This is a genomic window from Gordonia metallireducens, from assembly GCF_021245825.1.
Taxonomy (GTDB): domain Bacteria; phylum Actinomycetota; class Actinomycetes; order Mycobacteriales; family Mycobacteriaceae; genus Gordonia; species Gordonia namibiensis.
Genome location: NZ_JAJQJP010000022.1, coordinates 49,694 through 64,926 on the forward strand (window position 1 = coordinate 49,694; position 15,233 = coordinate 64,926).

Annotated in this window: 16 protein-coding genes and 1 pseudogene; 10 read left to right on the forward strand and 7 right to left on the reverse strand. The window is 66.7% G+C overall.

Annotated elements, in window-relative coordinates:
• Positions 1-9 precede the first annotated feature (9 nt).
• The 5 genes from LQD00_RS07140 (at position 10) to LQD00_RS07160 (ending at position 3,508) form a co-directional block, all read left to right on the forward strand.
• Positions 10-495 (forward strand): PPOX class F420-dependent oxidoreductase, encoded by a 486-nt coding sequence (locus tag LQD00_RS07140; RefSeq protein WP_232716398.1) that lies wholly within the window; start codon positions 10-12, stop codon positions 493-495.
• 69 nt (positions 496-564) lie between these two features.
• Positions 565-1,077 carry a GbsR/MarR family transcriptional regulator gene (locus tag LQD00_RS07145; protein ID WP_232716400.1) on the forward strand — a complete coding sequence of 171 codons (513 nt, stop codon included), beginning with the start codon at positions 565-567 and terminating at the stop codon, positions 1,075-1,077.
• Complete coding sequence (locus tag LQD00_RS07150) at positions 1,074-2,057, forward strand: ATP-binding cassette domain-containing protein (protein ID WP_232716402.1); 984 nt, start codon at positions 1,074-1,076, stop codon at positions 2,055-2,057. Before LQD00_RS07145 ends, LQD00_RS07150 begins: the two co-directional genes overlap by 4 nt.
• A complete protein-coding gene (locus tag LQD00_RS07155) occupies positions 2,057-2,860 on the forward strand; it encodes an ABC transporter permease (protein WP_232716404.1) in 804 nt (267 codons plus the stop codon). Before LQD00_RS07150 ends, LQD00_RS07155 begins: the two co-directional genes overlap by 1 nt.
• Positions 2,861-2,881: 21 nt before the next feature.
• On the forward strand, positions 2,882-3,508 hold the full coding sequence (locus LQD00_RS07160) for a GyrI-like domain-containing protein (RefSeq protein WP_232716406.1): 627 nt from the start codon (positions 2,882-2,884) through the stop codon (positions 3,506-3,508).
• Here LQD00_RS07160 and LQD00_RS07165 read toward each other — a convergent pair.
• Positions 3,499-3,936: a MarR family winged helix-turn-helix transcriptional regulator gene (locus LQD00_RS07165; RefSeq protein WP_232716408.1), complete on the reverse strand. Its 438-nt coding sequence runs from the start codon at positions 3,934-3,936 to the stop codon at positions 3,499-3,501. The genes LQD00_RS07160 and LQD00_RS07165 overlap by 10 nt on opposite strands.
• 71 nt (positions 3,937-4,007) lie before the next feature.
• Here LQD00_RS07165 and LQD00_RS07170 point away from each other — a divergent pair, with 71 nt between their 5' ends.
• Complete coding sequence (locus tag LQD00_RS07170; protein WP_232716410.1) at positions 4,008-4,631, forward strand: maleylpyruvate isomerase family mycothiol-dependent enzyme; 624 nt, start codon at positions 4,008-4,010, stop codon at positions 4,629-4,631.
• Here the strand turns inward: LQD00_RS07170 and LQD00_RS07175 are convergent.
• Entirely contained in the window at positions 4,589-5,470 is an 882-nt protein-coding gene (locus LQD00_RS07175; protein ID WP_232716411.1) for a helix-turn-helix transcriptional regulator, read from the reverse strand. The genes LQD00_RS07170 and LQD00_RS07175 overlap by 43 nt on opposite strands.
• A gap of 222 nt (positions 5,471-5,692) precedes the next feature.
• On the opposite strand from LQD00_RS07175, the gene LQD00_RS07180 reads away from it, so the two are divergent.
• Together LQD00_RS07180 and poxB are read left to right on the forward strand one after the other, a co-directional pair.
• The gene (locus LQD00_RS07180; RefSeq protein WP_232716413.1) at positions 5,693-6,547 is read left to right on the forward strand and encodes an SDR family NAD(P)-dependent oxidoreductase; all 855 of its coding nucleotides are present in this window, start codon (positions 5,693-5,695) and stop codon (positions 6,545-6,547) included.
• 229 nt (positions 6,548-6,776) lie between these two features.
• Positions 6,777-8,513, forward strand: coding sequence for a ubiquinone-dependent pyruvate dehydrogenase (poxB, locus tag LQD00_RS07185; RefSeq protein ID WP_232716472.1), 1,737 nt, complete (start codon positions 6,777-6,779; stop codon positions 8,511-8,513).
• Between the two features lie 13 nt (positions 8,514-8,526).
• Here poxB and LQD00_RS07190 read toward each other — a convergent pair.
• Positions 8,527-10,121: pseudogene (locus LQD00_RS07190) on the reverse strand (DUF222 domain-containing protein).
• A 103-nt stretch (positions 10,122-10,224) separates the two neighbouring features.
• Positions 10,225-10,869: an MBL fold metallo-hydrolase gene (locus tag LQD00_RS07195; protein ID WP_232716415.1), complete on the reverse strand. Its 645-nt coding sequence runs from the start codon at positions 10,867-10,869 to the stop codon at positions 10,225-10,227.
• 141 nt (positions 10,870-11,010) lie between these two features.
• Here LQD00_RS07195 and LQD00_RS07200 point away from each other — a divergent pair, with 141 nt between their 5' ends.
• Complete coding sequence (locus LQD00_RS07200) at positions 11,011-12,282, forward strand: oxygenase MpaB family protein (RefSeq protein ID WP_232716417.1); 1,272 nt, start codon at positions 11,011-11,013, stop codon at positions 12,280-12,282.
• Between the two features lie 84 nt (positions 12,283-12,366).
• Complete coding sequence (locus LQD00_RS07205; RefSeq protein WP_232716419.1) at positions 12,367-13,419, forward strand: fused (3R)-hydroxyacyl-ACP dehydratase subunits HadA/HadB; 1,053 nt, start codon at positions 12,367-12,369, stop codon at positions 13,417-13,419.
• A 61-nt stretch (positions 13,420-13,480) separates the two neighbouring features.
• On the opposite strand, the gene LQD00_RS07210 is transcribed toward LQD00_RS07205, so the two are convergent.
• From LQD00_RS07210 to LQD00_RS07220, 3 genes are all read right to left on the reverse strand, one after another.
• Entirely contained in the window at positions 13,481-13,945 is a 465-nt protein-coding gene (locus LQD00_RS07210) for a phage tail protein (protein ID WP_232716420.1), read from the reverse strand.
• 95 nt (positions 13,946-14,040) lie between these two features.
• Entirely contained in the window at positions 14,041-14,463 is a 423-nt protein-coding gene (locus tag LQD00_RS07215; protein WP_232716421.1) for a nitroreductase family deazaflavin-dependent oxidoreductase, read from the reverse strand.
• Positions 14,464-14,491: 28 nt separating this feature from the next.
• The gene (locus LQD00_RS07220) at positions 14,492-15,106 is read right to left on the reverse strand and encodes a TetR/AcrR family transcriptional regulator (protein WP_232716422.1); all 615 of its coding nucleotides are present in this window, start codon (positions 15,104-15,106) and stop codon (positions 14,492-14,494) included.
• Between the last annotated feature and the right edge of the window lie 127 nt (positions 15,107-15,233).

Here is a 15,233-nt window from a genome sequence, read left to right on the forward strand (position 1 = left end):
GTCGTCGGCATGGCCAGAACCGTTGCGAAAGCCGATGCCGTCGACCGCGAAGCGCTGCTGGAGTTCATCCGGCCGCGGCACCAGATGATCCTCGCCACCGTCCGGTCCAACGGCGGACCGCAACTCTCCCCGGTCACGGGCGGAGTCGACGGCGAAGGTCGGATCGTGATCTCCACCTACCCCGGCCGCGCGAAGGCCACGAACCTCCGCAACACCCCCGTCGCGAGCGTCGTCGTACTGTCCGACGAGTTCAACGGCGCCTGGGTCCAGGTCGACGGAGACGCCGAGGTGCTCGACATGCCGGACGCCGAGGACGCCCTCGTGGACTACTTCCGGAGCATCTCCGGCGAGCACCCCGACTGGGACGAGTACCGCGCCGCGATGCGCCTACAGGGCAAGTCGCTGATCCGCATCACCCCGACTCACTGGGGTCCGATCGCCACCGGCGGCTTCCCCGCCGACGTCGCCGCGAAGTTGGACGCGCAGGACGGCTGACCCAGCCGGGTAGTTGCTTCAGATGACACATATTTGTGTTAACTCAGTCATGCGCGCACACTGTGACGCATGGCACTCGATGCTCAGCTGACGTTCGCCGATCACATGGCGCGGTTCTGCGCGCGCCGGTACAGCTATCCGCCGATGGTCGGTCGTGTCCTCGGCTACCTGGCGGTGTGCGATCCGCCGGCACCGACCATCGCCGAGCTGAGCGACGCGCTACTGGCGAGCCGGTCGGCGATCACCAACGCCATCACGACGCTGGAGTCCGTGGGTCAGGTCAAGCGGACCCGCACCGCCGGCGAGCGGATGGACCGCATCTCGATCGACATCACCTCGGCACGCGGCCTCGGCATGGACAACGCGGAGTACGAGGAACTGGGAGCACTCGCACGCGAAGGACTCGAGGTCCTCCGCGACGCGACGCCGGAACGTCGGGCAGTGCTGAGCGAGATCGCGGCGTTCACCGAGTTCCTCACCACCCGGATCCCCGCCCTGTACGCCGAGTGGCAGAAAGAACGCCAGGTACTGATCGCGGCCGGCGAGATCCCTGCGGCCACAACGGAAGGGGATCGCGCATGACCCGCAGCAACGCCGGCGGCGCCGAGATCCGCATCCGAGGACTCACGAAAAGCTATGGCGAGCACCAAGTTCTGGACGGCATTGATCTGACCGTCCCGCCCGGATCGGTGACCGCACTGCTGGGCCCCAACGGCTCGGGCAAGACCACCACCGTGTCCATCGCCTCGACCCTGTTCACCGCCGACTCCGGAAGTGTGACCATCGACGGTCACGACACGGTGACCGCAGCCAGGGCGGTGCGATCGATCATCGGCGTCACCGGCCAGTACGTCGCCATCGACGACCTGTTCACCGGACGCGAGAACCTGACCCTCATGGCAGATCTCCGTCACCTCGGACGCACGGCGGGCCGGCGGCGCGCCGAGGAACTCCTCGAACAGTTCGACCTCGCCGGCGCCGCGGATCGGGCGGTGTCGACCTATTCGGGCGGCATGCGACGCCGCCTCGATCTCGCGATGACCCTCGTCTCCACCCCGCACGTCATTTTCCTGGACGAGCCGACGACCGGGCTCGACCCGCGCAGCCGACGCGTGCTGTGGGACATCATCACCGGCCTCGCCGGGAACGGGGTCACGATCTTCCTCACCACCCAGTACCTGGAGGAGGCCGACCAGCTCGCCGACCGCATCGCCGTGCTCGATCACGGCCACATCGTCGCCGAGGGCACCGCCGCCGAGTTGAAGAAGCGAGTTCACGATTCCGAGGTGCGGCTGGCGTTCGGTGACGACCATGCCTTCGACTCGGCCCGGCGACTTCTCCCGTCCGCGCGGCCGGTCCACGAGTCACGGCGGCTCGACATCTCCACCGACGACACGGTTTTCACCATCCGCACCACTCTCAACCTGCTCGACTCCGCGGGCGTCGAGGTGGTCGACGTCGACGTCCACACCCCCACCCTCGACGACGTCTTCTTCGCTCTGACCGGCTCGCCGGCCGAGGACCCCGCCGAGTCCGACACCAACACATCGGGAGCCGCGTGATGAGCACCCTCACCTATGCCGTGTCCGACTCCCGGGTCATGTTGCGCCGCAACCTCCGACGACTCGTCAAGTACCCGTCGCTGACCATCATGCTCATCGGCCTGCCGGTCGTGTTCCTGCTGCTGTTCGTCTTCGTCTTCGGCGGGCAGCTCGGCGCCGGGATGACCACGTCCGGCTGGGCCACCGGGCGTGCCGCGTACCTCGACTACGTCGTCCCCGGGATCATCCTGGTGACGATCGCCTCAGCCGTCCAGGGCTCGGCGATCGTCGTCGCGATGGACATGACCTCCGGCATCATCAACCGCTTCCGCACCATGGACATCGGACGGTCGTCGGTACTCGTCGGCCACGTCCTGGCCAGCCTCATCCAGGCGCTGTTCAGCATCGCGGTCGTTCTCGCGGTGGCGATCGCCCTCGGCTTCCGCCCCACCGTCGACCCGCTCGGATGGCTCGGCGCACTGGGCATCACCGTGTTGTTCTCGATCGCCCTGATCTGGCTCGCGATCTACCTGGGCCTCGCCGCGGACACCGTCGAGACCGCCAGCAACTCGCCGATGTTCCTGACGATCATGCCGTTCCTCAGTACCGGTTTCGTCCCCGCCGACTCGTTACCCGTCGGGGTCAAGCAGTTCGCGGAATACCAACCGTTCACCCCGGTGATCGAGGTTCTCCGCGGAGCCCTCACCGCTGCAACGGTTTCCACGGGCAGTGTGATCGCCGCGATCGCCTGGAGTCTGGGGATCGGCGCGGTATCGTACGGACTCGCCCTGCGCACCTACGAACGCCGGGCCATCACCTCCTGACCGACGACCGGAGCGAACCCTGTGAGCGACAAGGTCGACTTCAAGAAGACTCTCGACTCCTACCGGGCGAGACGCGGCGAGTTCCGCATCCTCGAGGTCCCGGAGATGCAGTACCTGATGATCGACGGGACGGGCGACCCCAACGACTCCCCCGACTTCGCTGCCGCGATCGAGACCCTGTACCCGGTGGCCTACAAGCTCAAGTTCGCGAGCAGCCGCGGACTCGCACGCGACTATGTTGTTCCACCGCTGGAAGGTCGGTGGTGGGCCGAGGACATGAGCGTGTTCACCGGCGCCCGTGACAAGTCGCGATGGAACTGGACACTCATGCTCATGATCCCGGAGTGGTTGCCCGACGACATGGTCGCCGCGGTGATCGAGACCGTGGGCGCGAAGAAGCCACCGCCCCGGCTCGACGACCTCCGCACCGGAGTGCTCGACGAGGGACTATGCGTTCAGACCCTGCACGTCGGTTCCTTCGACGACGAGGCACCCGTCCTCGCACGAATGCACGAGGAGTTCATCCCGGGCAACGCCCTCCGGCTGGCTGGGCGACACCACGAGATCTACTTCAGCGACTTCCGCAAGACCCCGCCGGAGAAACTCCGCACGATCCTGCGCCAACCCGTCGAGAGGACTCAGCGGTAGGGGTCGGTGACCTCACGCAGACGGACCAACGACTTCTCCAGAGCGGCGAAGTCGTCGGCGCCCAGATGATCACGCCATTCCTGTTCGATGGCCTCGACCTCCTGCGCCGCGATCTCACACAGTTCGACGCCACGGTCGCTGAGGGTCACCAGTCGGGCCCGACGGTCCGACGGATCGGGAACGCGTACCAGGTATCCCGCGGCCTCGAGCTGATCGACGATACCGCCGGCGGTCTGCTTGGTGACCCCCGCCTGCTCGGCGAGGTCGGTCAGCCGCATCGGCTCGGGCGCGAGCCGCTGCACCACGCGACTCTGCGCGAGGGTGATGTCGTCGGCCCCGACGGCGGCGAGCCGGGCCATGACCCGCCGTTCGATGGACCGGTGGGCCACGAACATCAGGACACCGAGGGCGGGTCGTTCGTCGGTCATACCGTTGACTTTAGTACGGAATCCTGACTAATATTGTCAGGCATCCTGACCATTCGGAACGGGAGCCCGTCATGGACAGCGACACCCTGTGGAACCACGTCGACGAGCAGCGGATCGACCTGGCCGCGCTGATCGAATCCCTCTCCGACGAACAGCTCGCGACACCTTCGCTGTGCGCCGGATGGACGGTCCGCGACGTCGCCGTCCACCTCACACAAAGCCACGCGGACGCACGACAGGTGATCACCTCGGCCCTCCGGTACGGCTTCCGCTTCAACACCATGATCCGTGAGATGGCCCTCCGCGATCCGACGACGCCGCCCGAGGCGGCAGAGAAACTTCGCGCGATGGTCGGCTCACGGCGCCACCCGTTCGCGACCAATGAACGTGCGCCCCTCCTCGACTCCCTCCTGCACGGCCAGGACATCGCCGTGCCACTCGGTATCGCTCGTCCGATGCCGGTCGACGCCGCCGCGGCCGCAGCGCAGGAGATCTGGGATGTCGCCTTCCCGTTCTTCGCCCGACGCCATAACCGCGGCCTCCGGTTCGTGGCCACCGACGTCGACTTCGCAGCCGGGTCGGGCCGGGTCGTCGAGGCCCCGATTCGCGACATCCTGATGGTCTTCGGCGGGCGTGTACCGGCGAGCGCGCTTCAGCCGTCTGACGGTTCGGACTCGGGTTCACGCACGGGCTGACTCCAGCTGGCCAGGATCGAGATCGCCTGCCGGGACGCCGATCCCGGCTCGGTGGTGTAGAGGTAGAGAGCCTGCTCGTTGTCTCCGGGCAGCACAAAGGTCTCGAAGTCGACGGTGACCTCGCCGACGACCGGGTGGACGAGCCGCTTCGAACCGAAGGTGCGCTGGTGTACCTGATGCTCCGACCACCACTGCCGGAACTCCGGGCTCGACACCGACAGCTCCCCCACCAGTTCGATGAGGTCGCGGTCCTCCGGTGCTCGTCCGGCCTCGAGCCGGAGTGCCTCGACGGCGTTGCGGGCCTGCACCTCCCAGTCGAGAAATAGGTTGCGCGCGTCGTCGGAGAGCAGCATCCAGCGAGCGTAGTTCCGTTCGCGTCCGGGCATGCGCTCGAAGTCGGCGAACAATGCGCACGCCATCCGGTTGGCCGCCAGCACCTCGGTCCGAGGGCCGAGGACCAGCGCGGGGTGCGCGTCGAGTGAATCGAGCAGCTGGCGCAGTCCCGGTCGCACCCGCTGTACCGCAGAGCGCGAGCGTGCGGCGGTGCGCGGAGTTCGAGTCGCCGAAACCAGGTCGTGCAGATGGGTGCGGCCTACGTCGTCGAGTCCGAGGGCACGCCCGATCGCGTCGATGACCTGCGTCGACGGGATGATGCGCCGGCCCTGCTCCAGGCGCGTGTAGTAGTCGGTGGACACTCCGGCCAGCACTGCCACCTCTTCGCGCCGCAGTCCCTTGACGCGGCGAACCCGCCCGTCGTCGGGGAGGCCGGCCTCCTGCGGGTCGCGCGCGGCCCGAGCACGGCGGAGGAAGTCCGCGAGTTCTCGATTCAGATCGGCCATGCCCACCATCATGCGCGCCCGGTGCGGACCGTGCCTGGGTCTGTCGGTCCCAGGTTGCCGGGTCCTGGGTTCGAGGTGGTCAGTTATGGCGTCCCACAGCGCCTTTCGGAACGCGATTCTGCTGTCACCGGTTCGACAGGAGAACCGCGATACCGCTGATCGAGTAGGCGACGAGCTTGCGAGGAACCGTATCGAAATCAGCCCTACCCACAGGAGGCAATCATGAACTACCCCACCGATCGTCCGGCCACCTGGTTCGTCACCGGCGCCTCGCGCGGCCTCGGCCTGGAGCTGGTCACACAACTGCTGCAGCGCGGTGACAACGTCGCCGCCACCACCCGCTCGACGGATCGACTGATCGAGGCCCTGGCCGATGTCGACACGAGCCGCATTCTCCCCCTGCAGGTGTCGCTCGCCGACGAAGCCGAGGTCACTGCTGCGGTCGCGGCCACACAGGATCTGTTCGGCGGCATCGACGTGGTGGTCAACAACGCGGGCTACGGCTTCCTCGCCGCAGTCGAGGAGGTCACCGACGCCGAGGCCCGTGACATGTTCGACGTCCAGATCTTCGGGGTCTGGAACGTGCTGCGGGCAGCGCTTCCCCACATGCGGGAACGCCGCAGCGGGCACATCATCAACGTGTCGTCGGTGCTCGGCCTGACCACATTCCCCGGCTGGGGACTGTACTGCGCCGGCAAGTTCGCGCTGGAGGGTCTCACCGAGTCGCTGGCCGCCGAGGTCGCCGAGTTCGACATCGCCGTCAACCTGATCGAACCCGGCTACATGCGGACCGACTTCCTGCGTCCCGCCTCGCTGGGCCTGCCGGAGTCCACGGTCGACGCCTACCCCGCCATCCGCGAGATGACCCAGGCGCATCAGGCCATGCCCGGCACCCAGCTCGGCGATCCGGCACGCGCGGCGTCGGCGATCATCACCGTCGCCGTCGAGGGCAACGCACCGTTGCACCAGCTCCTCGGATCGGACTCGCTCGAGTTCGCCGACGCCCGACTGAGCACGCTACGCGCGGAGTTCGACGCCGCGAAGAACCTCGCGGTGACCTCGGATCATCAAGGCTGATCCATGCAACCTCACTTCGGCGATGCGATTTCGGTCGAGGTCGCATCGCCGAAATGGCCTCTGCCGGTGACCGACTGGATACTCCGGTCGCCGAAATGCACGCCACTCGGTCGCTCGTCGAGTGCCCCGGGCAGGCTCTGACGTCTTCGTGCCCGAAGCCGAACCGGGTCGGCACCACTCGCGTCACGTCTATAGTCGGGTGGACACGGACTCGACCGAACGGATCACCATGTCGACAACAGTCGCCGAGCGGATCGTCGAAGAGCTCGAACGTGCCGGAGTGCAGCGTGTGTACGGGCTTCCGGGCGATTCCCTCAACGGTCTCACCGACGCCCTGCGCACCACCGAGGCCATCACCTGGCAGCACGTCCGCCACGAAGAGGCAGCCGCCTTCGCCGCCTCCGCCGAAGCTGCTCTCACCGGCGAACTCGCGGTCTGCGTGGGCAGTTGCGGTCCCGGCAACCTCCATTTGATCAACGGTCTCTTCGACGCCCATCGCAGTCGCGTCCCGGTGCTCGCGATCGCGGCCCACGTCCCCGGACCCGAGATCGGCAGCGGCTACTTCCAGGAGACCCACCCCGAACGGCTCTTCCGCGAATGCAGCGCCTTCTGCGAGATGGTCAGCACCCCCGACCAGATGCCGCGACTGCTCGACGTGGCGTTGCGGACCGCAGTGGAGCGACGCGACGTGGCGGTGCTCGTGATCCCCGGCGAGCTGTTCCTCAAACCGTGCCCCAAACGCCGTGCGGGAGCCCCGATCCGGCACGTGCCGCGCGTCGTGCGGCCCACCGATGCCGACCTGGCCCGCACCGCGGACACGCTCAACGCTGCCCAGCGCGTCACCATCCTTGCCGGTGCCGGCGTGCAGGGCGCCCACAATGAGGTCGTCGGGCTGGCCCGCGCGCTACAGGCCCCGATCGTGCATGCGTTGCGGGGCAAGGAATTCATCGAGTACGACAACCCGTACGACGTGGGAATGACCGGGCTGCTGGGCTTTTCGTCGGGCTATCGCGCGATCGAGAAGTGCGACACCCTGCTGATGCTGGGCACCGACTTCCCGTATCAGCAGTTCTACCCGTCCAAGGCGACCATCATCCAGGTCGACATCCGCGGCGAACAGATCGGACGTCGCTGCCCGGTCGACGTACCGCTGGTCGGCGACGTCGGCGACACCGTGCGCGCGCTGCTTCCGCTGATCTCGACCGGCCGCGACCCAGAACACCTGACGACGTCGCTCGCCCACTACACCAAGGCACGTCGGCGTCTGGACGAACTGGCCGACAACGACCGTAACCGGGCACCCATCCACCCCCAGTACCTCACCCGGCTGATCAGCGAGAAAGCCAGTGCAGACGCCGTGTTCATCCCCGACGTCGGCTCTCCGGTCGTGTGGGCGGCGCGGTATCTGGTGATGAACGGCGCCCGCCGCCTGATCGGTTCGTTCACCCATGGGTCGATGGCGAATGCGGTCTCGCAGGCCATCGGCGCGCAAACCGCCTTTCCGGGGCGCCAGATCATCGCACTCGCTGGCGACGGCGGACTCGCGATGCTTCTGGGCGAGCTTCTGACCATCACCCAGAACAAACTGCCGGTGAAGATCGTCGTCTACAACAACTCCTCGCTGAACTTCGTCGAGGTGGAGATGAAGGCGGCCGGGTTCGTCAACTACGGGACAGATCTGGAGAACCCCGATTTCGCGAAACTCGCCGAGGCCGTCGGAATCCGTGGACGCAAGGTCGAGCAGCCCGACGATCTCGCCGGTGCCATCGACGAGTTCCTGGCTCACGACGGCCCGGCGCTGCTCGACGTGACGACGGCCCGACAGGAATTGTCGATCCCGCCGACCATCACCGCCGCGCAGGCCAAGGGATTCACCCTCTACGCCCTGCGCACTGTGTTGTCCGGCCGCGGCGACGAGCTGGTCGATCTCGCCGAGACCAACGTGTTCCGGCGGCTGTTCGACTGACGGCCACCGGTTCTCAGTTCCGGTAGGCGGCATCGAGTAGCGCCGAGGCCACGACAAGTTCGGCAGGAGTGGCATCGCGCAGGTCGATGACCTGCCGCAGTTGTGGGCGTGTTGCATCGACGGACAACGGTTCGGGTTGTCCGTGGACTTCGTCACGAATGACGGTGAGGACTTCGTTGAACCGTCGGGCTATGTCGGGTCGTCGGTTGATGCGTTCGGGGTTGGGTGGCGCCCCTGGTTCGGCGTTCAACTGCCAGGCACATCTGCCTTCGTCGGACCCGTCGGCGATCATCCTGGTCGAGTATTGACCGGGCTGGTCACCGACCATGTGGTGGTGGCGGGTACAGGCGGGAGTGAGGTTGTCGATGTCGGTGAATCCGCCATCTCCCCAATCGGTGTGGGCGTGATGCATTTCCACGTGTGTGGTGGGTATGTCGCAGTCCGGGCTGGAGCACATCTCGCCGTCAGGTCGGGCGAACGAGACGAGCCGCTGTTCCATGGTGGCGAGTCGTTTGCCGCGTCCGAAGTACAGCGGGACCGCCGTGGCGTCTTTGAAGACCGCCAACCAGGGCTGCACGTCGGCGCCGATGGCGATGAGGTCTGCGATGGGGACGAGGGTGCCGTCGGCGCTGGTGGCGAACCCGGTTTCGCGGATGAGGTCGTCGAGTTCGGCTTTGGCGATCAGCTGGACCGGCAGGCCTCGGTGGGTCTTGCCGAGCATTCCGTCGTCGAACACCGCTTTCAACAGCGCGTCGAAGGCGTCGTGGTTGCGCTGGGCCGGGGTGCGGTGGTCGCGGTCGGCAGCGGCCGCGACCGCCTCCGGGTCGGCGTCCTCGATCGATCCGCTCGGCGATCCGGGATCGGTGGGGTTGTTCATGCCGGGCCGGGCCCAGACGGCCAGGAAGGTCATGATCCGCGCCCGCGCCAGAGGCGTGAGGTTGGCGATGAGTTTGGAGGTCCCGTCCGCGCGTTGCCGGTTCACCTGGAGGTTGCGGCGGCGTGCGCGGTCGTCGTGGTCGGTGAGGGTGCCGTCGGGATCGAGATGGGCCAGCAGGCGGGCACCGACCTGACCGATCTCGGCAACTGTGAGGGTGGCGGCGTATTCGGCCAGGGTCTGTTCGGCGGCGGCCCGCACGTCGTGTGGGATGGCATGCGGGATCTGGTCCATCACGTCCATCACCGCATGAACATGGGCAGACCCCACCCGGCCGTCGGCCAATTCCCGGGCGAGCGTGGGAGTTCGGGTTCGAGGGGTTGTCCGGTGGTGAGGTCGGCGTAGGTGGCGGTGGCTTTCACCTCGGCATGGCGCCTACCGGGGAAGGTGATCCGCAGGCGGTGTTGCATGTACTGGATGATGCTGCGGTGACCGGTCTTTCGGGCCAGGTTGCGGTTCTCGGCCTCGACGATCTGCTGGTTGCCGGCGTAGGTGAGGCGGACGATCAAACGCTCGTTCTCGGCAGCCACCTTGGCGATCTCGGCATCCGACAATCGAGAGAGGTCAGTGTTCTGCAGCCGGTTGGTGAGGGCGTGCATCTGCTCGATGATCTCGACCGCGTCTGACGGTACCGAGCCTTCGGCGTCGACGGTTGCAGTGGCGGCCACGATCATCACCCCCAAGATTCCGTGGCTCGAATGTATGTTCGATACTACACGCGGATCCGGCGTCGCGCATGAGAACTCCACAGGGGTCGCGTCGCCGATAGGCTGCACATCAACGCGTTTCGGACGCGGTCGCCAATCCCTCGAGCGCTTCCTCCAGATGACTCGGCCACTCGCCTTCGGCGACCTGATGCACCGCCGACTCCCCGGCGAACGCGCTCGAGATGACCACGTCGGGGTCGACGTGCGCCAGCAGATGCAGACTCTCCGCGAGAGTCGACGCATCACTGAACGGTAGGTAACCGGCTGTCCATCTCCCGGACGCGTTGACGTACAACGTGTCCCCGGTGAAAAGATACCGGAGCCCATCGTCGCCCGGCACCAGATAGCAGGTGCTGCCGGGCGTATGCCCCGGCGTCGGGATCACCTCGACCCCGTTGTCGTCGACGTACCGTTCCGCGATTGCGATGTCCACGCGCGCGAAGCGGCCGATCCGCTCGATCTCGGGTGCCGGCGCGTGCAGCGTCGCCCCGAACCGATCTTCTACGCGGCCGAGGATCGGGCCGGCCTCGTCCTGATGCGACAGGTACTGGTCGTCCACACCACCCAGCTTCTCCAGATCGTCGAACTCGGCGTCCGACGCCATCGAGTAGAACAGCGCGTTGCGGTCGGACATCCACAGATAGGCATGGGTGGTGAGGCCGGGGAACGGGTTGTCGGTGGTCGTCTCCCAGAGGTCGGGTAGCACCTGGCGCATCAGATCTCCTCGTCGAGCGGTGATGGTTACGCCTTCACCGTGCAACTTCAAGTGAACTTCAGGTCAAGGGGCGGGACGTGCGAAGCGTGACCCCCGAGTGATACACATGAATCAATTCGTCTCAAACGGTTGGGGGTTCCCGTGTCCGCAGTGCTGCCGAGTCGCTCGACCGACGACGCCCCCGCCTTCCCGAGTGGGGTCACCTACGAAGCCGCGATGTCGAACCGGAAGCTCCGCCGTGCGCGCGCCCTCGTCCGCAGGATCACCGGCAAGGACCTCTACCCCGAGCCCGAACACCTGCGCACCTTCGCCGAGGACATGTTCCGCACCGACCCGGTGGCCGAACGGTTCGTCGACGAGGTCTACGGAGCGCTCGGCCCCGAAGCGGCGCGCGCACTACTGGACAAGGCCCTGACCGACGGACTCGACAGCGTCGAGAACCCGCCACCCGCCCTCGTCGAACTGTTCGAGGAGTTCGAGACCGTTCCCGACTGGGTCGACCCGCAGCTCATCGCCGAGGGCGAGGCGATCTGGCGCCGCTGGGGCACCGGCCTGTTCAGTGTCGCCGGCGGGATCACCCTCGAGATGTACACCGAGGCCGCGGTCGCCAAACCGCTGTCCCTGGCGGGCGGATACGCGGGCGACAACGCGCTGCGACGCTTCCTGGAGACGGCCCGGTTCTGGATCGACGTCTCCCAACCCGGCGCGCTGCTGACCCCGGGATCGGCCGGCCGGGCCACGGCGATGCGGGTCCGCGTGATGCATGTGTGGGTTCGACGCACCGTCGCCGAGCACCCGGAGTGGGACGTCGAACGATGGGGCGAGCCGATCAGCCAGTCGTATCAGCTGCTCACCCTGCTCGGCGGTAGCGTCGTGCCGGCGTCGGCGCTGTGGCTCACCGGGGTCCAGACCACACCACGCGAGATCCGCGTCCTGCTGCACTACCAGCGCTACCTCGGGCACCTCCTCGGCGTGCGGACCCAATGGTTCCCCGAGACCATCGCCGACTCGCTGCGACTCCTGGCGTTCGTCAACACCACACGCAGCTACGACGCGGGAACCGACGGCGCCGAACTCATCGAGTCGTTTCCCGCCGCGTTCGCCAATGAGAACGCCACGGGCCTCAAGCGGATCCGCGGCCGATACAACGCGATGATGTACGCCGCCTACTCGACGATCTACATGATGCCGACGACGCGCTTTCGCTATGACATGCCCAACCCGGTCCCGGGACTCGCACTGATCCTGCTGCGGTTTCCCGCCGTGACACTCGTCGAGACGCTGCGGCGGATCTCCCCGACGTTCCGTCGTCTGCACGAGAAGGCGATGTGCCGGCACCGGGAGAACTGGCACGACTGGCAGTCCTCGGGACGCCCCGCAGAGTTCGCACACGGCAAGGGGCTGCGACGCTGACGCCCACCCGACATCGTCTCGAGTACGGGACAGGACACCGACCACGGTTTTGCCAGTGGAACCGGCACGATTAGCGTTGTCGAAATGACCCAACCCCCGATCACGGAACCGACGGCAGCCGGCGAGGCGCCCGACCTCGAGACGCGCGTCGGCCACTACTACGTCCTCGACGGCTCCTACGAGGTGGGACGCGAGAAGGTCCGCGAATACGCCCGCGCGGTGCAGGACTACCACCCCGCGCACTGGGAGCCCGAAGCCGCTGCCGCACTCGGGTATTCGGGACTCGTCGCACCGCTGACGTTCACGTCCATCCCGGCGATGGCGGCGAACCGCGAGCTGTTCGAGTCCGTGATCGTCGGCTACGACACCTACGTGCAGACCGAGCAGGTCTTCGAACAGCACCGGCCGATCGTCGCCGGTGACGAACTCGTGACCGACGTCGAACTGTCGGGCGTGCGCAAGGTCGCGGGCCGAGAACTGATCACGGTGACCAACACCATGACCGACGCCGCGGGCGAAAAGGTGCACACGATGCACACCACCGTCGTTGGCGTGACCGCCGAAGAGGTCGATCCGGGCCTCAGCGCCGCGGTGCGCAAGGTGATGATGCACGACGTCAACATCTTCAGCCACGAGGACACCCACCACCTGTACGAGAAGACCGTCCGGCCCGAGGGCGAGATCCGCGTCGCCGACGGCTCGACGCGCCCGTCCGGCGCCCGGTCCTTCGACGAGCTGTCAGTCGGCGACGAACTGCCGGTCCACACTGCCCGGATCTCCCGCGGTGATCTCGTCAACTACGGCGGTGTCGCCGGCGACGCCAACCCCATCCACTGGGACGAGGCGGTGGCCAAGCTCGCCGGTCTGCCCGACGTGATCGCGCACGGGATGTTCACCATGGGCCTCGGTGCGGCGTTCGTCGCCTCGTGGTCCGGCGACCCGGGCGCCGTCACCCGCTATTCGGTCCGCCTGTCGCAGACGGTTCCCGTGTCGGCCGTCGACGGTGGCGAGATCGAGTTCAGCGGGCGCATCAAGTCTCTCGACCCGGAGACCCGGACCGGCGTCGTCATCATCGTCGCGAAATCGGGCGGCCGGAAGGTGTTCGGTCTCGCGACCATGAACATCCGCTTCGCCTGACCCTCCGACTCGTCCACGACGACGCGCCGGATCGCGTCGTCGTGGGGTCGGCGCAGGTCTGTCAGTACTCACCCTTGATGACGAAGTACGAGCCGCGAATCGTGCCGGCGAGTTTCGACTTCTGCCGCGCGAACTTGAACTTCGACTCGAGTTCCACGGGCACGTCCATGCCGTCGGACAGTTTGAAGCCGACGGCGCGTTTGCCTGCCGGATCGATGCTGTACATGACGTTGACCGCGAGCCCCGACTCGTAGAACACGTACGACATGTGGAGGCCATCGACCTCGAAGTCGCTGACCTCGAGCGGGCGTGAGGCGATCGCGATGTCGCGTTCCTCGGCGAGGATGCGGGTGACCCGCTGGAGAACCTCAGGCGCCTCGACGGCAGGGACCACGGTGAAGTCGTGTGCGTATTTCGTTTTGTAATACCGGGATTCGTTGGCTCTCAGGCCGGCGAGGGCGTCCGTCACCGGTGAGGACTCGAGGCCTTGTGTAGAGACGTGCTTGAAATCGACGACGTGTCCCATGTCTACTCCCGCTTCGCTGTCGCACACCCGGTGGCCACAACACTAGAGCCCCCGACGGGTGTCGGGGGCTCTGGTGCCTGCGGGCTGCAGAAGGATCACTCCAGGATGAAGACCGGGATCTCTCTGTCGGTCTTGGTCTGGTACTCCGCGTAGGGCGGGTAGGCCGCGACCGCGATCTCCCACCAGTGGGCGCGCTCGTCGCCGCTGATCTCACGCGCGGTGAGTTCCTTGACCTCGGTGCCGTCCTGCACGGTCACCTGCGGGTTGGCCTTGACGTTGAAGTACCAGGCCGGATGCTCGGGAGCACCGCCCTTGGACGCCACCATCGCGTACTTGCCGTTCTCCTCCACCCGCATCAGCGGGACGTACCGCTTCTTGCCGGACTTCGCGCCGGTGGTGGTGAACAGGACGATCGGGCGGTCCATGACCTGGACACCCTCGGTGGTGCCCTGCTCGAGGATCTTCTGGGTCTGCTCGCGGACCCAGCCTTCAGGACTCAATTCTGCGTTGGCACTCATGGGGGCGATAACACCTCGCCACGCGTCTTTATTCCGCGACACCCTCGGGCCGACGGTACAAACCGTCGACGAACACACCCGCCAGCCGTTGGTTGTAGTCGAGTTCTCGCCCGGGCACGCGCTGGCACAGCAGCGCGACCGCGTGCAAGAGCTCGGTCGCGCCGACGTCCGCACGGAGGTCGTCGGCACCGGCCGCCAGCAGTGAGGCAACTGCCGGCTCGAGCCGATTCGCGAAGTGATCCGCCAGAGCATCGAACGCCGGATCCCCCGAGTGCAGCGCCGAGGCGAGTCCTCTCTTGGCGCCGACGAACTCGGTGTACCGCTGTACCCATTCCCTCAGCGCCGCGGCCGGATGATGAGAATTCCGTAACTCGTCGGCCAGATCCACGCAGGCGTCGATCTCCTTCTCGAGTACGGCGGCCACGAGATCAGAACGCTTCGGAAAGTGGCGATACAGGGTGCCCACGCCGACTCCGGCGAGATCGGTGATCTCCTTGGCCGGCGCGTCCACCCCCGCCTTCGCGAAGACCGATTTCGCCGCATCGACCAGCGCGACGACGTTGCGTTGCGCATCTGCCCGCTTCGGGCGCGGTCGCAGTCCGCCGTCGGCCACCGCCGCCGTGTCGGCCTCGTTCAAGTCCACGCCACCACCCTTTCACGACACGACGTTCCGGAAAAGCATTCCGGAAACCCTTGTGTACCGGAACACCGTTCCGTATATTAGCGGAATAGCATTCCGCTTAGGGGCAACGGCCGTCGGCCGACTCCGA